This is a genomic window from Arthrobacter sp. Y3221157, from assembly GCF_059089865.1.
Map to the genome: position 1 here is coordinate 1 of NZ_JBNHFD010000013.1, position 16,795 is coordinate 16,795.

Sequence of the window (16,795 nt, forward strand, 5' to 3'; positions counted from 1 at the left end):
ACTGAGCAAGCCAATGGTCCGGGCATTGTCCCACTCCATCAGCGCCCAGAGGATGCTTCCTGATGCGAAGAGGATGAGTGATACCTCAATGGTCAGCAACTCCACCCCTGGCAGCCGGGCGCTGGTCCGCGCTGCCGGAACCGGAGCTCGATCCCACCATCCATGCCCGCGCCACTGCCGAGCTCCTGTTGGACCGATATGGCGTTGTCACCAGGGGTTCAGTCATGGCCGAGCAGATCCTGGGCGGCTTCGGCCTGATGTACAAGGTGCTGGCCCGGCTGGAGGAAGCGGGGCGCTGCCGGCGGGGCTATTTCATCGAGCATCTGGGGGCGGCCCAGTTCGCCGTGCCGGCCACGGTTGACCGCCTGCGCTCCTACGCCGAGGACACCCAGCTCGCCAAACCGGAGCCGGTTGCCCTGGCCCTCGCCGCCACGGACCCCGCCAACCCCTACGGCGCAGCCCTTCCCTGGCCCGCCCTCCAGGACGACGCCGGAACCGGCCACCGCCCGGGACGGAAGGCCGGGGCGCTGGTGGTCCTTGTGGACGGAGCACTTGTCCTCTACGTGGAACGGGGCGGCAAGACCCTGCTTGCCTTCAGTGATGATGCTGCCGTCCTGGCCGCCGCGGGCGCCGCCCTGGTGGGCGTCGTGACCCGTGGCGCTGTGGACAAGCTGGTCATGGAAAAGGTCAACGGGCACGGCATCCTGGACACCCCGGTGGCGGCCGCCCTGGGTTCCGCCGGAGCCTACTCCACCCCGAAGGGGCTGAGGATCCGTGCCTGAGGGCGATTCCGTGTGGCGGGCAGCCAACCAGCTGCACAAAGCCCTGGCCGGGCAGACGCTGCTGGCCTCCGACTTCCGTGTCCCCCGTTTCGCCACCCTGGACCTTGCCGGGTGGACGGTGGCCGAGGTGGTGCCCCGCGGCAAGCACCTCCTGATGCGGGTAGTGGGGCCGGACGGCAAGCGGCTCACCATCCATTCACATCTGAAGATGGAGGGCACCTGGCAGATCTACCCTCCGGGCGGCAGGTGGCGGAAACCCGGCTACACCGCCCGGTGTGTCCTGCGCACGGCGGCCGCGGACGCCGTCGGCTTCTCCCTGGGCATCGTGGAGGTGGTGGCCACTGCCAATGAAGACTCCATCGTGGGGTTCCTCGGCCCCGACCTCCTGGGCCCGGACTGGGACCTGGACGAGGCCGAACGCCGGATCCGTTCGGCGCCTGATGTTCCGGTGGGCGTGGCACTCCTGGACCAGCGGAACCTCGCCGGGATCGGCAACATCTACCGCTGCGAGGCCTGCTTCCTCTCCGGCGTCCACCCCGCCACTCCTGTTGCGGAGGTGGCGGACGTACGGACCATGATGACGGACGCCAAGCAACTGCTGGAGGTAAACCTCGGGCCCGGCCGCCGCGTCACCATCCTCAACGCCCGCGGCTTGCCGGTGGGACGGATGGCTGGCCGGCCCGGCTATTGGGTATACCGCCGCGAGCACCAGGCGTGCCTGAAATGCGGGATCCCTGTCCGGCGCGGACTGCTGGGCAAGCCGAACGGGGACGAGGAACGCGACATCTACTTTTGCCCCCAGTGCCAGCCGGAACCGAGGTAATCCAGGGCGGGCAAAGGGTTCAGCAAACGGTGGCAGGTGAAGCGCCGGCAGTCTTCGGCAGTGCGGCCGGAACCATGAACCGCGGCAGCAGCAGCTGCACCAGGGGTCCGATGGCCAGTGCGTAGACAACGGTTCCCACACCCACCGAACCGCCCAGGACCCAACCGACGGCCAGGACGGTCACCTCGATCAGTGTGCGGGACAGGCGGACGGACCAGCCGGTACGCCGGGCCAGGCCGGTCATCAGCCCGTCCCTGGCCCCGGGGCCAAAGCGGGCACCGATGTAGCAGGCGGAGGCGATGCCGTTCAGCAGCACAGCGCCGGCAAGCATCCCCACCTGGCCGAAAAGTTGGGACACGGCGGGGATCAGGGCCAGCCCGACGTCGGCGAAGACGCCCACCAGGACGGCGTTGCACAGGGTTCCGAAGCCGGGCCACTGCCGCAGGGGGATCCACAGCAGGAGGACCAGGAAGCTCACGATGATAACCACCATGCCGATGCTCAGCCCGGTCCGGTTCGCCAGCCCTTGGTGAAAGACGTCCCACGGGTCCAGGCCAAGCCCAGCCCGGATGAACATTGCCAGGGAAATGCCGTACATGGCGAGGCCGGTGAAGAGCTGGATCAGTCTGCGGGTCAACATGGAAACAACCCTCCCACGCAACTGGCTTTTGATTACATAGCCAGTTTGAGACACTGGCTGCATGGCCACTTCCCTGAGTTCAGCAGCGCTCGCCCGCCTTCTGGGGCCATGGAACCGCGGGGCCGGACCGGCGTACCGGGAACTGGCCGATGTGGTCCGGCTGCTCATCCTGGACGGCAGGGTGCCCCTTGACACTGCCCTGCCCAGCGAGCGCGCGCTGTCCGTGGCCCTGGATGTCAGCCGGACCACCGTTACGGCCGCGTACGCGATCCTCCGGGAACAGGGTTTCCTCAGCAGCGGACAAGGCAGCCGCGGCAGGACCCGGATCCCCGACCTGGACCCGTTCGGACCGGCGATTTTCGGCCCCGCCACACTCAAGGAAGCCAGTGGGACAGAGGCTGGCAGGACAGGGACTGGTGGAGCAGGGACGGGCCGGAAAAGGGCCGGGGCCATCTCCGCCCCGGGCCTGGCAGCGCCGGAAGGGCTGCTGGACCTGGCATATTCGGCGCTGCCGGCCAGCGGTGAAGTCGTTCACCGGGCTTTCGCCGCCGCACTGACCGAACTTCCGGCCCTGCTGCCGGGCTTTGGCTACGACGCCATCGGCCTGCTTCCGCTCCGCCAGGCGATCGCAGACAGGTACACAGCCACCGGGGTGCCCACCCATGCGGGGCAGGTGATGGTGACGTCAGGCGCCCAGCACGCACTGACCATAGTCCTCCGCACCCTGGCGGACCGTCAGGACCGGGTCCTCGTGGAACACCCCAGCTACCCCAACGCCCTGGACGCAATCCGGGCCGCCAGGTGCCGGCCCGTTCCCGTCGCCTTTGCACCCGGCGGCTGGGACCTGCCAGCACTGGAAACTGTCCTGGCCCAGCAGCGCCCCAAGCTCGCGTATATGGTGCCGGACTTCCACAACCCCACCGGCATGGCCATGCCCGACACCCAGCGCCGGAGGCTGGTCCGCGCCGCCGCGGCCACCGGCACGGTCCTGGTGGCGGATGAGACGCTCCGCGAACTGAACCTCGACGGCGTGGGCACCACTCCCCTGGCAGGCTTCAGCCCCAACGTGGTCACCATCGGCTCACTCAGCAAATCGCACTGGGGTGGCCTGCGGACCGGCTGGATCCGGGCTTCCGAAGCCATGATCGGGCGCTTGGCGGCTGCGCGCACCACCGTTGACTTGGGCGGTCCGATCATGGAGCAGCTCGCGGCCGCACACCTGGTCCGGGCCATGGACGAACCGCTCCCTGCCCGGTTGGCGGCGCTGCGGACCAACAGGGCAGCACTGCTTGAGCTGCTGCGCGAGCATCTGCCCGACTGGGAGACCCCCGTGCCCGCCGGCGGCCTGTCCGTGTGGTGCCGTTTGCCGGCTCCGTCCAGCACCGCGCTGACAGTCCTGGCACCGGAGTTCGGCATCCGGCTGGCCGCCGGGCCGCGGTTTGGAATCGGCGGAGCGTTCGAACGGTTCCTGCGGGTGCCCTTCACCTTGCCGCCTGAGCAGCTGGAAACTGCAGTGCTGGCATTGCGCGCCGCCCAGGACAAGCTCAACGCCGCTCCCCAACTCCGGCGCACCCTCACCACCGCCCCGGCGGTGGCGATCGCGTGAGCGCCACCCCAGGTAGCTAGCGCCAAGTGTCGTTTCGGACGCCCATCACGGTAGTTGGCGCTACCTGGTTGGGGAGGCAGGCAGCTGGGCTCCTGCTGCCGCCCGGTCAGCTGCCTTGTCATTCCGCGGGGCGGCACGGCCCATCCGCTGCTTTGCGGTATTGCTTCCGGGCCCGATGGGAACATGGCTGGTGGCTTTGGCCAGCCCGAACAGCGGCATGCCGCTGTAGACCGCCTCGATCCCGCCAGCGGGCACCTGGTACGTTTCGTGCCAAATGCCGACGTCGCCGCGTCCTGCCATCTCCTTCATGAAACGCCGCCAGGGTTCCAGGTGCGGGGCCTCCCGGTCCGCCGCGAACTTCCTTAGATGCTCGGGACTCTCCCAGTAGCTGACCAGGACCGTGGTCCGCCCCAGCCATTGCTCAAAACCAAGCATTCCGGACTGAGGGTCGGAGGCCAAGTGCCGGAGCATCGGCGGCATGGCCGAGGCGACCTTTCCGACGGCCCCAAGCTTCCACCAGCGGTTTGCCCGCATGCCGATCAGGAAAACAGTGACGGAATCACGGGCGGGGTCGGCGGTGTACCGGCCCGGAAAGACTTCCTGCGCCATGGGGGGCTCCTTCAAGGGGAAGCGAATGGATATTTTGACTCCCGCTGCATTTCATAACACTGTTATGTAACAAGGTTATGAAAGAATTGGGCCCATGGCAAGACCTGTAATGCACACCGATTCCCTCAAACAGCAACTGCTGGAAGTGACTGCCGATCTCGTGGACCGTGAAGGTCCGTCGCGGCTAACCCTCCGCGACGTGGCGGCCGCCGCAGGCACGTCCACTACAGCTGTTTACGCGCTGTTCGGGGGAAAATCCCAGCTGCTGACCGCTGTCATGGACCACGGATTCCGGTCATTCCGTGAGTCCCAGGAGCAGGCGGCCCAGGGAGGGCTCCGTGGGCTCGGAATTGCCTACCGGAGCTGGGCTCTGGAACATACCGCACTGTACCGGCTCATGTTTGGCGGAGCCATGGCGGCCTACGCGGACTGCAAGCCCAGCCCGGAAGCCGCGGCCGGGGCGATGGATCCGCTGATAGGGGCGGTCTCCGCAGCCCAGGCAGCGGGCACGCTGCGTCCTGCGCCGGCGGAGATGGTGGCCGTGGCCATCTGGGCGCAGGTCCACGGCCTGATCAGCCTGGAAGTGGCCCAGATGGGCCCGCCGGACGCACCCTGGGAGGCCGTCTACAGTCTGGCCCTGGAAGCCATCGGCCGCGGCTGGGCCGCCTGACCGTCCAACCGCTTTCGACGCGGCAATTCCTCCGTCCGGCGCAAATCACCTGCCGCGGCGGATACTTCCACTGCGCCAGGTAATGTGCGGGTCACATGGGGTTGTGCGCGTCGAAACCAGTCGGGCCGCCGCTACGCGTACACGCGCTCCAGGAAGCCGCTCCATGCCTTGGCGGTGGTTTCCGAATCCCCCGTGCCGCTGAAGTCGTGGACGGTCATCCCCACGGGGGCGCCCCAGGCGTTGCGGCCAAAGAACCGGAACATCGCGTCGGAGGTGCGCAGGCCCAGGAAGTGCTCGTTCGTGAAGTCCACTTCGCCCGTGAGCCGCCCCACGCCGTCGAGCTCCACATCCACGGCGGAACCCTGCCGGGCGGCTTCGACACCCAGCGCCTTGCGGAGCTGCTCGAACCCGTCCGGGACCTGGGAGGCGGCCGGCCCCTGGACATCGGTGAAGACCACCGGCTTGCCGTCGAAGTGCTGCAGGTACTGGCCCAGCGTGTGCAGGTAGAACTCCGTGTGGCGGCTGGCACCGTCGTACTGCTCGTCCCAGTTGTCCGCGAAGATTCCGCTGTGGACGTAGTGCAGCCGGGCGCGTCCGCCATCGAGGGGTTCCAGGACATGCTCCAGCTGGTTGAACCAGCCGTCGGGGCCGTCCATCCGGGACACCAGGTGGGCGGGGTATTCGTTCACGGTCTTGACGTCCGGCCACTGGTCCGTGGGAAACATCCATGCGGGGGTTCCCGTGGTGACGGCCTCCCACACCCGTTCTGGCGTACCGGGCAGTTCGGTGTCGTAGACGATCTCGAAGTTGCGGTTGTCAGTCATTGTCCTGCTCCTTGCCTGAGGGGGTTTGATTGGTTGTCTTGAGTGCCGGGTGCAAAGCCACCACCAGCCGGTGCCGCCGCCCGCGGGAGGAGGCGTCACCGTCATGGTATTTGTCCACCAGCTGCGTGACAGCCACGCCGAGTTCCTCAGCGAACGCGGCGCGCTCAGCGGCGGTACGGAAGGTGACCTCGCCGTCGATGGCGAATGTGGCGAGCTTCTGGCGGGCAGCCGCGGCCCCGGCGATCAGCTTTCCCACCTCCTGGACCATCCGCCCGGCGAGGGCGAGCAGCCAGAACGCCGAGAACCGGTCCGCGAAGCGGCGGGGGTCCGGGGAAACGGAGGCGAGCGCCGAGGGTGAGATGAGGTAGGAGGCGGCCGTGGCCTGGAGGACGCGTTCGGTCACGTTGCCCTTGCGCCGCTCCTCCACCAGTTCCACCAGTCCGTGCCTTTCGAGGGCCTTGAGGTGGTAGTTGACCTTCTGCCGGGGCAGCCCCACCTTCACGGCCAGCTGCGTGGCGGACCCGGGCGTGCCCAGCTCCCGAAGGATCCGGGTGCGAATGGGATCCAGCGACGCTTCGGCCGCCGCCGGGTCCTCGATCACTTCGATGTCCAACATGCATCCATCCTCTTACCGACAATTTTTATTGTCAAGAATTTTTTTATCGTCGGTCGCGGAAAGGGGATTGGGGCCCGCAAAGTAGAATGGACGGGTGATGCAATCCCCCCTCCCCGTGCGCGACGGCGTCAACGCCACCCGCCTGCGCCTTCCCGAGGAGGGTCCTTGGGACACTGCGATGGACTACATGATGCACCGATGGGGCCACGTCGACCCGCAGGGCATCGAGGACCGCTTCGACGCCGGCGAGATAGTGGGCGAAGGCGGTGTCCCGCTGCACCGCGGCACTCCCCTGCAGGACCACACCTTCATCTGGTACTACCGCACGCTCCCGCCGGAGACCCGGATTCCCGTGGACATCAGCATCCTGCACCAGGACGAGCACCTGCTGGTGGTGGACAAGCCGCACTTCCTGCCCACCACCCCCGGCGGCACGTACATCCAGGAGTCGGCCCTGGTGCGGCTCCGCAACCAGCTCCGCCTGCCGGACCTCATTCCCATGCACCGGTTGGACCGGATGACCGCCGGGGTGCTGCTGTTCTCCACCAATCCGCAGACCCGCGGGAAGTACCAGGTGCTCTTCGAGAAGCGGCAGGTGCAGAAGGAATACGAGTGCGTGTCCGCTGCCGAGCCCGCTCCCGGGCATCCCGCCGTCGAATTTCCCGTTGTGGTGCGCAACCGGATGACCAAGTCCCGCAGCTACCTCCTCGCGGAGGTGGTCGAAGGCGAACCCAACGCCGAAACGCGGATTGAGCGGCTGGAAACGTTCGACGGCGGCCCTGCGGCGGGTGCTCCGGGCACCGCGCGTGGTGGCCGGCTCGCCAGGTACCGTCTGGAACCGCACACCGGCAAGACGCACCAGCTGCGGGTACACATGGCGTCCCTGGGACTGGGAATTGTCAACGACGCCTTTTATCCGGACCTGCTGGACAAAGCCCCGGACGATTACACCAGGCCCCTGCAGCTCCTGGCCCGGGGCATCAGGTTCGTAGACCCGGTCTCAGGGAAGCCGGTGGAGTACCGCAGCGGACTGGAACTCAGCGAGGCCGTCCGCGCACGCGCCTGACGGCCAGACCAGGGCCACTCGCTGCCCGCAAGCGGGAGCGGTCAGTCCGTGGGGTGGTGTCCGTGCCCCATTCGCGGTAGACCAGTCCGTGAAGGAGCGTGGCGAGCATGGACACATTGATCGAGATCCCGGGTGACCGCACAGCCGCCAAATTCGCCTATGCCGCGGCTGGCCTCGGCGTCGTGGGCGTAGCCACCCTTGGGGCGATGTACGCCGTGGAGGTGCCCAAGGGCGGCCCCTTCGTCTTCGGAACGATCAATGACGCCGTGGGCGGAGTCTTCAACCTGGCGGTGATCCCGGTCATCCTCCAGGTGCACCGCCGGATACCGCCCGGCCGCTCCGCGGAAGCAGGCAAGTGGCTGGTGCCGGCAGCATGCGCCGCCGGATCCGCGAGTTCATTCCTCCTTGTGATGAAGAAGCTCGATTTCACTCCCTCGACGGCAATATCTCTGGCCGCGATGACGGTGCAGGGCGGCTGGCTCCTGCTCGCGAACCGTGCCCTGCTTTCGTCAAAGGGCTACCCCGAGGACCTCGCCAGGCTGGGAACCGCCATCGGCGCCGGACTCCTGGGGGCGCTGCCCATAGCAGGCCTTGCCTTCGCGGAGCAGCTTCCGCGCTGGCTCCGCTACCGGGTTGGCGGAGCCGGCGTCGCGGTAGGTGCCGCTGCCTGGACCGCTTGGCCTTACTGGTACTTCCTCGCAGGCAGGCACATGAGCCACGTCCCGGCTGGCCAGCGGAGGCGGCGGGTCGGTCCCTTGCGGCCGAGCGGCTGAGCCCCCTTCGGCAGGGGCCCGGAGTGCGGTACGTTGTGGCCATGGACTTCGGCAGCGCTGCGAGCTGGGGAACGGCCATCTACTTCTGGATCATCCCCATGGTCCTCGGCGACGCCATCTTCCCCCTCATCCCCTCCGAGATGGTGGTGATCACCGGCGGGGCCCTGTCCGCGGATGGCCGGACCAACGTATTCCTGGTGGGGTTCCTTTCCGCAATGGCTTCCTGGATCGGCGACATGGTGGTGTTCCAACTCTTCCGGCGGCGGCTGAGCCACGTGCTGGACCGCTGGGCGTGGGGCCGCCGTGTCCACCGCGGTATCCACGACGCCATAGCCAGGGCCGGGCGGTCCTCAACATATGGGACCATCATCGGCGCCCGGTTCATCCCCGGCGGCCGCCTTGCCACCTCCGCCGCCGCCGGCATCGCCAACGTTGGGGTCCGGGGTTTCAGCCTGTGCGCGGGACTGGGTGCCCTGCTGTGGGCGTGCTGGTTGGTGGGCCTGGGCTACTTCACGGGCTCGGCAACCGGTCTGCCGTTCTGGGCCAGCTCCCTCATTGGGGTTGTGCTCGGCCTGGTGGTGGGGGCCGTCGTCGGGATCATTGCCACCCGCCGGCGGGGGAACCCTTCCCCGGTGGAGGAACCCGAACCGCCGATCGCCTGAGTGAGTCTAGACCGGCAACCACTTCCCGCGGCTGCGGCGGAGCACGCTGAGCTGGCCGGTGAGGGCGACGCGTTCGACGGCGTCGCGCATCATCGCTGCCGATTCCCGCGCCTGCTGGTTCTCGCCCCTGTCCTCGGTCGCCTCCACGAGGAACCGCAGGTTCAGCTGCGGCACCCCGCCGGCGATCTGCAGCTGGTGGGACTCGACGTGGTGGCGCGTTCCGAGGACCTCGACGGCGGTTTCCATGACCGATTCCGGCGGGTTGCCGGGCCGGAGCCCGGTGATCTTCAGGCGCGTCTGGAACGAAGGCATGCCCTCCACCCTATCCAAACCCTCGCGCACTTCTGGCGGCGGATCGAGAGACGCGAGCTCACTTGTGGCGGCCAAAGAACAACGCCCGCTCACTCCCCGACGTGGGAGTGAGCGGGCATTGCCGGGAAACACGCCAGAAGTGAGCGCGGGTTTAGCCGGTGTTGCGCAGGCCGGCGGCCACCCCGTTGACCGTGATGAGCATGGCACGCTGGAGCCGTTCGTCGATCTCGGCCCCGCTGATGCTTCCACTCTCGGCCCGCACGCGGCGCAGCAGCTCCACCTGAAGGTAGCTGATGGGGTCCAGGTACTGGTCGCGGACTTCGAGGGACCGCTTGAGCGTGGGCTGGGCGTCCAGCAGGACGTGCTCGCCGGTGAGGTTCTGCACCTCGGCGACGGTCAGTTCGTACTCCTCCCGGATGGTGCGGAAGATGTGGTGGAGTTCCTTTGGCACCAGGGTGTCCACGTAGTAGCCGGCGATGTCCAGGTCCGTTTTGGCCAGGGTCATCTCCACGTTGGACAGCACGGACCGGAAGAAGTGCCAGTGCTCCATCATCTCCGCGAGCTGCGCCGCGTTGCCGGCTTCCCGGGCGGCCTTCAGGCCGGAGCCGACGCCGAACCAGCCGGGCACGATCTGGCGGGACTGGGTCCAGCCGAACACCCACGGGATGGCCCGCAGGCCGCCCAGGCCCGCACCGGAGTCGGGGCGCTTGGACGGGCGGGATCCGATATTCAGGGATCCGAGCTGCTCTACCGGTGTGGATGCCATAAAGTAGGCCGGCAGGTCCGGGTGGTCAATGAGCTTCCGGTACCGGTCGAACGCGGCGTCAGAGATCGTCTCCATGACGTGCGCGTACCGTTCCCGCTGGTCCTCGGAGGTGCGCGGGTCCCGATGCAGGGCAGAACCCTGCAGCACGGCGGCCAGGGAAAGCTCCAGGTTCTCCCGGGCCAGCTCGGGCAGGGAATACTTGTCCGAGATGACTTCGCCCTGTTCGGTGAACTTGATCTCGCCCTCCAGGACGCCGTTGGGCTGGGCCAGGATGGCGTCGTAGGTGGGCCCGCCACCGCGGCCCACAGAGCCGCCGCGGCCGTGGAACAGGCGCACCCGCACCCCGTGCTTGGCTGCCACGTCGCGGAGCTTGCGCTGGGTCTTGTGGATCTCCCACTGGCTGGTCAGCACGCCGGACTCCTTGTTGGAGTCCGAGTAGCCCAGCATCACTTCCTGGATGTCGCCGCGCAGCCGCACCAGTTCACGGTAGGACGGGTCCGAGAGCAGCTGGTCGATGATCTCCGCCGAGGCGCGCAGCTCCTCCACGGTCTCGAGCAGCGGCGCGAATCCGATCTTTGCGTAGGGCTTGTCGCCGAACAGGTTGACCAGGCCGGCTTCGCGGGCGATGACTGCGGCAGCCAGGACATCGTCCGCGCCGCGGGTCATGGAGATGATGTAGGTCTCGATGACGTCCGGGCCGTACATGCGCAGGGCTCGGCGGATCTCACGGAAGACGTCGTACGTGCCGTCAGCGGCGCCGTCGAGCTTGATCGGGTGGCCGGACAGCGGCCGGCGGGAGGCGAGTTCGGAGCCCAGCACCTCGAAGCGTTCCTTGCGGCTGAGCTCGGCATAGCGGAGCCCGGGCCCGCCGATCCGGTCCATCAGCTGGCCGACGGCGTCGTGGTGGTGGTCTGCGTGCTCCCGGATGTCCAGGGTGGCCAGGTGCAGGCCGAAGGATGCGATGGCACGGCGGACCCGGGCAAGCGCGCCATCCGCGGCAAGGGAGGCGGAGTGGTTGCGGAGCGAGAGTTCCAGCAGCTCAAGGTCGGCCAGCAGTTCGCCGGTTCCGCTGTAGTCCCGGCCGTGCTCGTGGTTGGAGTTGGCGGCCACCCGCTTGCCGGTGTTGATGAGCTTGGCCTTGATGCAGGTCAGCTTCAGCCGGTACGGCTCCTGCGCATTCAGTTCCAGGACCCGCTTGTCCAGGCCGGGCAGCTTCTTCAGGTCGGCGTCGATGGACTCCAGCAGTTCCCGGTCCGCTCCGGCAAGGGCCGTGGAATTGGACAGGATGGAGATCAGCTCGTCGATCATGCCGATGCTGATCCGGATGGCGTGCTGGTTCTGGATCTGCAGAATCTCCCGGGTGACGGCCGCGGTGACGTTGGGGTTACCGTCGCGGTCACCGCCGATCCAGGAACCGAAGCGGATGGGCGCGTCCTTGGACGCGAGCGTGACGCCGTGGTCCCCCAGCAGTTCGGCCAGTTCGGTGAGCATCTCGGGCATGGCGTCGGTGAGGATGCCGCCCAGGTAGTAGATGGCGTTGCGGGCTTCGTCAACGGGGGTGGGCCGGACCTGGCGCAGCTCGTCGGTCTGCCACATCTGGTCGATGATCTCGGCCAGCTGCCGGTCCTGCCGGCGGCGGGCCGTGGTGCCTTCGGCGGTGGGCTGGGCGAGGACGTCGGAAAGCTTGCGGATCTTGTCCAGCACGGAGCGGCGGGACGCTTCCGTGGGGTGGGCGGTGAAGATGGGCCGGACATCCAGCCCGTTGACCACTTCCTGCAGCACAGCCGGCCCGGCCTGGCCGGCGATCTCGGCAACGGTCTTGGCCAGCCAGCCGTCCTTCTCGGCGCGGGTCCGCAGGCCGCGGACGCGGTGGACCTGCTCGGCGGCATTGGCGAGGTGGAAGTAGAACGCGAAGGCGCGGACCAAGTCGGTTGCCTGCTCGATGGGCAGGGAGCCGAGGAGTTCGCGGACCTGGGCGACGACGTCGTGCGCGCTCCAGGGCCCGGTGGCGTCGGCGCCGCCGCGGGCTGCCTCCTTGGACTCCTTGGTGAGGAGCCGGACCTGCTCCACGAGGTCCAGGAGTTCAGGCCCGTGCTGGCGGACCAGGGATTCACCCAGCAGCGTGGACACACGCCGGACGTCCGCCCTCAGTTCGGCGGCAAGGTCGGTTTCGGGATTTGTTGCAGTGTGAGCCATGGAAGCAATCTCTCGAGGGTTTTGGACTTGGCTCGTACACTGCGCTGGATACTGTGAGCCACGTTACTAGCTAAAGATGGTACCCGCAGGGCACGTCGACACGGCAATTTGTCTCAGATAATGTCATCTGCCGGGTAACCTACGTGGCGCTTCACGCGCTCCAGTTCGGCGCGCAGATCCGCCAATTCCGTACGGGCGGCAGCTGCCTCCGCATGACGACGGCGGGACACCGCCGCGTTCACGGCAAGCACCGCTGCGCCTACCGGGACCAGGAGGGCCAGCGCCCAGCCGGCCGCGGCGAAATACTCCAGGGCCACGGGAAGCGCCGCCCGGAAGTCCACGAAGTCATTCACGCCGTCGGCCATTGAGTTCAGCGCCCCGTCCAGCGGGCGCAGGAACTCCCCCACCACCGGGGTCCCGGAGAGCTCCGGCGGGTCCAGCCGGGCTTCCTGGTCTCCACCCCAGCGGCCGTCACCCAGATGGTTCAGCACGTAGATGCCCGCGCCCGTGCTGGCGGCCACAAACGTGACGACGGCAGCGAGCGCCGCCAGGTCCGGCCGGCGCGGCCGCCACAGCAGTACGGCAACACCACACACCAGCGCTGCGATCCAGGTCAGCGCCTTCAACCATTCACTGTTGATTCCGGCAAGAATGTCCACGCAGCCTATTCAACCCCGCGGACCACTTTTATGTTGAAGACCGCCGTGCCCAAAACGCCGGAAAGCCGCAGCCAGAGGGGAAGCCACATTTCCGCTCCCCGGGCCGTGGTGATGTCACCGAGGTCGATGATGTCCCGGTGTCCAAAGGACTCCAGCAGTTCCCGGACAGTCTCCTTGGCCGAAGCGTCGTCGCCGGACAGGAATACCGAGTGGTCGCCGCCGGCCAGCCGGCCGGGATCCACCATCAGGGCGGCGTTCATGGTGTTGAGCGTCTTCACCACCCGCGCGCCGGGGAACGCCTGCTGGATCCGCTCGGCCAGGCTGTCGGTGTTGACCGGGTTCAGGACCGGCGGCACCGAGCGCCGCCAGGGTCCCCGCCCCGCTGGTGGCATTCACCACCAGTTCAGCGGCCTCTGCGGCGCCGGCAAAATCCGCCAGGCCAACATCCGGATGCCTGGCCTGCCATTCGCTGAAAGGGGGCCTGCCCATCCGGTCCGGCCCGGTGCGGGAGGCGGTTTCGCCCGGATCCCGGGTCCCCACCGTCACCTCATGCCCCCGTTCAACCAGGGCGCCCGCCAGCGCGCGTCCCACCGTTCCGGTGCCAAAGACGGCAATCCGCATGTCATCTCCCTCTGTTTGCCGGGCCGCTCCAGACGGCCCGGCACTTGCCCCGTGACTGCTGGTTCTGAGGGTACTCCGCCCGCCGCCCGCGGCAAGCAGGAACGTCCCCCTGCCGCGGAATGAACGGACGCAGGCCGCAGTTGTAGCCGGGGCAGGACAACCGGAAGGAACCATGAACATCCCCACCGCCTCCATCGAGCGCTGGCAGCGCTTCCGCGCCAACCGCGACAAGGCCCTTGCGGCCCGCCACGGCTGGCTGACACTCACGTCCTTCCAGTGGCTGGAGGACGTCCCCTCCGCCGTCGACCTGGCTCCCGGCCTGTGGTCAACGGACGGCACCGGGTCCAGCCAAGGCGCGACGGCGTCACTCACCGCGGTGCCGGCCGACGGCCTGGCGCTCGTGGAGACCGGGGAGCTGCTGGACGGCACCGTCACGGCCGCGCTCGCCGACGAGGAATCGCTGATGTGGGTCCGGTTCGGCGGACCGGACGGTGACCAGGTGGTGGTGGAGCTGGCCATGCGGGCCGGGCGGTACGCGATCCGGACCAGGGACTCGGACTCCCCGGTGCTCGCCGGGTTCGACGGCGTTCCCACCTATGCCTACAACCCCGGCTGGGAGGTGACGGGCCGGTTCGAGCCCTACCCGGAGCCGGTGGATGTCCCCATCGCCACCGCCAACCCGCTGGTGGACGGCGTCCACCGGAGTGTTGGTGAGGTGGTGTTCCGGCTTCCCGGGAGCCCCCATGAATTCCGGCTGCAGGCAGAGGAGGAGAAACTCGGCGCGCTGACGGTCACGTTCCATGACGAGACCAACGGGGACACCACCGACGACTGGCGCAAGCTCTCCACACCCCGGCCGCGGCCCGACGGTTCCGTGGTGCTCGACTTCAACCGGGCCATCAACTACCCCAGCGCCTTCACCCCCTACGGCACCTGCCCCATGCCCGCGAAGAACAACAGCCTGGACATCCGTGTGGAGGCAGGCGAGAAGCTGCCGTATCTGCTGGAATCCTAGGCGATGGCGGACATGCCGGTCACCGCGCGGCCGGCAATCAGGGTGTTGATTTCGAAAGAGCCCTCATATGTGTAGATGGCCTCGGCATCGGAGAAGATCTTCGCCATCCGGTAGTCCGTGACAATGCCGTTGCCACCCAGGATGGACCGGCCCAGCGCCACGGTTTCGCGCATCCGGGCGCTGAGGTAGGACTTCGCCAGGGCAACCTGGGGCATGTCCGCGGCACCTTGGTCCTGCAGCCGGGCGAGCCCCGCCATCATTCCCATGCTGGCCACGGCGTTGCCCAGCATGGTGACCAGTTGCTGCTGGATGAGCTGGAACTGCGCCAGCGGGCGGCCGAACTGGTGCCGTTCGACGGCGTACTGACGGGCGACGTCGAACGCGGCCAGCTGCTGCCCCACGGTCTGCCACGCCACCATGATGCGCGAGCTGCGGAGGAGTTCCTTGGTGTCGTCGAAGCTGCTGATGGCGGCGAACCGGTCCGCTTCGGCCACCCGGACGTCCGTGAACACGATGTCCGCGTTCTGCACCGTCCGCAGCGCAATCTTGTTCTCGATCCTGGTCCGGCTGATTCCGGGCAGGGTGGCGTCCACGATGAACCCGCGGACGGCCCCGTCTGCCTCATCCCGAGCCCACACCAGCATGTAGTCGCAGAACGTCCCGTTGCCGATCCAGCGCTTGGCGCCGTTCAGCACCCAGGTGTCCCCGCCGTCGTCGGTCCTGCCGGTTGTTGACGATATCCGGCGGGCACGGGTTTCCATCCCGCCCGCAACGTCCGAGCCGTGCTCCGGCTCAGTAAGGGCGAAGGCACCTGTGATGCGAAGGTTTGATGCATCGGAGAGCAGGCGCTGCTGCTGTTGCTGGCTGCCGAACGCGTAGAGGGACTCGACGAAGAGGTCGTGGTGGACCAGGAAGAACGTGGCGAGGGACGTATCCACGCGGGTGATCTCGGCGATGACCAGTCCCGCGAACAGGTTGCTGTAGCCGCGCTGGGCCGGCGTGCTCAGTTCGAGGGCGGCCAGTTTGGGCAGGATGTGGGCGGGAAATTCCGCCTTGTTCCACCAGTCCACGGCATACGGCGCGACTTCCGCGGACAGGAACGCCCGCAACTCGGCCAGCTTGTCCCGTTCCGGCTGGTTCAGCAGGGACTCGACGTCGAAGAAGTCGGCTGCGGGCAGGTCCACCTTGCCTCCTGAGGGGGCGGTCACTTTGGCCCCATGCGGATAGCACCGTCCAGGCGGATGGTCTCACCGTTGAGCATCGCGTTGTCGACAATATGGGCCACCAGCCGGGCGTATTCCTGCGGCCGGCCAAGCCTGGACGGATGCGGAACCTGCGCGCCCAGCGAGTCCTGCGCCTCCTGCGGAAGGCCGGCCATCATCGGGGTTTCGAAGATTCCGGGTGCGATGGTGACCACCCGCACCAGCGAGCGCGCCAGTTCCCGGGCGATGGGCAGCGTCATCGCGGCCACCGCACCCTTGGACGCAGCGTACGCCGGCTGGCCGATCTGGCCTTCGAACGCCGCCACCGAGGCGGTGTTGATGATGACGCCCCGCTCTGGACCGCCCAGTTCGGTGACGACGGGCTCGGTGGCCACCATGGCTGCGGCGGCCAGGCGCAGGACGTTGAAGGTGCCCAGCAGGTTGACCTGGACAACGCGGTTGAACGCCTCCAGCGGAAGGATTCCCTCGCGCCCCAGCACCTTGCCGGGAGTGGCGATTCCTGCGCAGTTCACCACGATCCGCAGGGGCCCGAGCCGGCCGGCAGCGTCGACGGCGGCCTGCACCTCCGCTTCATTGGTCACGTCCGCGGGGGCAAAGACGGCGGATTTGCGGGTGCCGCCCAAGCCGCCAGGGCCGCCAGGGCCGCCGGGGCCTGGCCCGGCTTGCCCGGCGTCGGCCGTGGCAGCAGCCTTGTTCAATTCGTCCGCGAGGGCGGCCCCGGCGGAGGACGGTAGGTCAAGGATCACCACGGAGGCACCGGCGTCGAACAGGGTGCGGACGGTGGCGGCACCAAGGCCGGACGCACCTCCGGTGACGAGCGCGACGCTGCCTGCAATGTCCATCCATCCTCCTTGATGTGGCCCCTCAACCGCGGGTGCAGCCGCAGCGTATCAGTTAGTGAATGTTAACTGAAGAGCCGGTCGGTGCGCACC

Annotated in this window: 17 protein-coding genes and 2 pseudogenes; 8 read left to right on the forward strand and 11 right to left on the reverse strand. The window is 67.8% G+C overall.

Going from position 1 to position 16,795, the window contains the following annotated elements; genetic code table 11:
- Positions 1–98: 98 nt before the first annotated feature.
- Together AC5RTT_RS05950 and AC5RTT_RS05955 are read left to right on the forward strand one after the other, a co-directional pair.
- A pseudogene (locus AC5RTT_RS05950) lies at positions 99–782 on the forward strand (Lhr family helicase); the annotation flags it as partial.
- Positions 775–1,605: a DNA-formamidopyrimidine glycosylase family protein gene (locus AC5RTT_RS05955; protein ID WP_494144432.1), complete on the forward strand. Its 831-nt coding sequence runs from the start codon at positions 775–777 to the stop codon at positions 1,603–1,605. The pseudogene AC5RTT_RS05950 and the gene AC5RTT_RS05955, both read left to right, overlap by 8 nt.
- A 19-nt stretch (positions 1,606–1,624) precedes the next feature.
- On the opposite strand, the gene yczE is transcribed toward AC5RTT_RS05955, so the two are convergent.
- Positions 1,625–2,245: a membrane protein YczE gene (gene yczE / locus AC5RTT_RS05960; RefSeq protein WP_494144433.1), complete on the reverse strand. Its 621-nt coding sequence runs from the start codon at positions 2,243–2,245 to the stop codon at positions 1,625–1,627.
- A gap of 61 nt (positions 2,246–2,306) precedes the next feature.
- On the opposite strand from yczE, the gene yczR reads away from it, so the two are divergent.
- A complete protein-coding gene (gene yczR / locus AC5RTT_RS05965) occupies positions 2,307–3,851 on the forward strand; it encodes a MocR-like transcription factor YczR (RefSeq protein WP_494144434.1) in 1,545 nt (514 codons plus the stop codon).
- Between the two features lie 60 nt (positions 3,852–3,911).
- Here yczR and AC5RTT_RS05970 read toward each other — a convergent pair whose 3' ends face one another.
- A complete protein-coding gene (locus tag AC5RTT_RS05970) occupies positions 3,912–4,460 on the reverse strand; it encodes a DUF4188 domain-containing protein (RefSeq protein WP_494144435.1) in 549 nt (182 codons plus the stop codon).
- A 94-nt stretch (positions 4,461–4,554) separates the two neighbouring features.
- Here AC5RTT_RS05970 and AC5RTT_RS05975 point away from each other — a divergent pair, with 94 nt between their 5' ends.
- A complete protein-coding gene (locus AC5RTT_RS05975; protein WP_494144436.1) occupies positions 4,555–5,130 on the forward strand; it encodes a TetR-like C-terminal domain-containing protein in 576 nt (191 codons plus the stop codon).
- A gap of 131 nt (positions 5,131–5,261) precedes the next feature.
- Here AC5RTT_RS05975 and AC5RTT_RS05980 read toward each other — a convergent pair whose 3' ends face one another.
- Together AC5RTT_RS05980 and AC5RTT_RS05985 are read right to left on the reverse strand one after the other, a co-directional pair.
- The gene (locus AC5RTT_RS05980; RefSeq protein WP_494144437.1) at positions 5,262–5,954 is read right to left on the reverse strand and encodes an SRPBCC family protein; all 693 of its coding nucleotides are present in this window, start codon (positions 5,952–5,954) and stop codon (positions 5,262–5,264) included.
- The gene (locus AC5RTT_RS05985) at positions 5,947–6,570 is read right to left on the reverse strand and encodes an ArsR/SmtB family transcription factor (protein ID WP_494144438.1); all 624 of its coding nucleotides are present in this window, start codon (positions 6,568–6,570) and stop codon (positions 5,947–5,949) included. The genes AC5RTT_RS05980 and AC5RTT_RS05985 overlap by 8 nt, the downstream gene beginning before the upstream one ends.
- Positions 6,571–6,667: 97 nt before the next feature.
- Between AC5RTT_RS05985 and AC5RTT_RS05990 the strand changes: the two genes are divergently transcribed.
- From AC5RTT_RS05990 to AC5RTT_RS06000, 3 genes are all read left to right on the forward strand, one after another.
- Positions 6,668–7,636: an RluA family pseudouridine synthase gene (locus AC5RTT_RS05990; RefSeq protein ID WP_494144478.1), complete on the forward strand. Its 969-nt coding sequence runs from the start codon at positions 6,668–6,670 to the stop codon at positions 7,634–7,636.
- A gap of 107 nt (positions 7,637–7,743) precedes the next feature.
- Positions 7,744–8,409, forward strand: coding sequence for a hypothetical protein (locus AC5RTT_RS05995; RefSeq protein ID WP_494144439.1), 666 nt, complete (start codon positions 7,744–7,746; stop codon positions 8,407–8,409).
- Positions 8,410–8,450: 41 nt separating this feature from the next.
- A complete protein-coding gene (locus AC5RTT_RS06000) occupies positions 8,451–9,071 on the forward strand; it encodes a DedA family protein (RefSeq protein ID WP_494144440.1) in 621 nt (206 codons plus the stop codon).
- Positions 9,072–9,077: 6 nt separating this feature from the next.
- Here the strand turns inward: AC5RTT_RS06000 and AC5RTT_RS06005 are convergent, their stop codons facing one another.
- The 5 genes and pseudogenes from AC5RTT_RS06005 to AC5RTT_RS06025 all read right to left on the reverse strand — a co-directional run.
- Positions 9,078–9,383 (reverse strand): hypothetical protein, encoded by a 306-nt coding sequence (locus AC5RTT_RS06005; protein ID WP_494010806.1) that lies wholly within the window; start codon positions 9,381–9,383, stop codon positions 9,078–9,080.
- A gap of 151 nt (positions 9,384–9,534) precedes the next feature.
- Complete coding sequence (ppc, locus tag AC5RTT_RS06010) at positions 9,535–12,345, reverse strand: phosphoenolpyruvate carboxylase (protein ID WP_494144441.1); 2,811 nt, start codon at positions 12,343–12,345, stop codon at positions 9,535–9,537.
- 113 nt (positions 12,346–12,458) lie between these two features.
- Positions 12,459–13,004: a hypothetical protein gene (locus tag AC5RTT_RS06015; protein WP_494144442.1), complete on the reverse strand. Its 546-nt coding sequence runs from the start codon at positions 13,002–13,004 to the stop codon at positions 12,459–12,461.
- A 5-nt stretch (positions 13,005–13,009) separates the two neighbouring features.
- Positions 13,010–13,396 carry an NADPH-dependent F420 reductase gene (locus AC5RTT_RS06020; RefSeq protein ID WP_494144481.1) on the reverse strand — a complete coding sequence of 129 codons (387 nt, stop codon included), beginning with the start codon at positions 13,394–13,396 and terminating at the stop codon, positions 13,010–13,012.
- 169 nt (positions 13,397–13,565) lie between these two features.
- Positions 13,566–13,820: pseudogene (locus AC5RTT_RS06025) on the reverse strand (hypothetical protein); the annotation flags it as partial.
- On the opposite strand from AC5RTT_RS06025, the gene AC5RTT_RS06030 reads away from it, so the two are divergent.
- Positions 13,798–14,640 carry a DUF1684 domain-containing protein gene (locus AC5RTT_RS06030; protein WP_494144443.1) on the forward strand — a complete coding sequence of 281 codons (843 nt, stop codon included), beginning with the start codon at positions 13,798–13,800 and terminating at the stop codon, positions 14,638–14,640. The pseudogene AC5RTT_RS06025 and the gene AC5RTT_RS06030 overlap by 23 nt on opposite strands.
- Here the strand turns inward: AC5RTT_RS06030 and AC5RTT_RS06035 are convergent.
- Both AC5RTT_RS06035 and AC5RTT_RS06040 read right to left on the reverse strand, forming a co-directional pair.
- On the reverse strand, positions 14,637–15,848 hold the full coding sequence (locus AC5RTT_RS06035) for an acyl-CoA dehydrogenase family protein (protein ID WP_494144444.1): 1,212 nt from the start codon (positions 15,846–15,848) through the stop codon (positions 14,637–14,639). The genes AC5RTT_RS06030 and AC5RTT_RS06035 overlap by 4 nt on opposite strands.
- Positions 15,845–16,705, reverse strand: a complete 861-nt coding sequence (locus tag AC5RTT_RS06040) for an SDR family NAD(P)-dependent oxidoreductase (protein ID WP_494144445.1) — start codon at positions 16,703–16,705, stop codon at positions 15,845–15,847. The genes AC5RTT_RS06035 and AC5RTT_RS06040 overlap by 4 nt, the downstream gene beginning before the upstream one ends.
- Between the last annotated feature and the right edge of the window lie 90 nt (positions 16,706–16,795).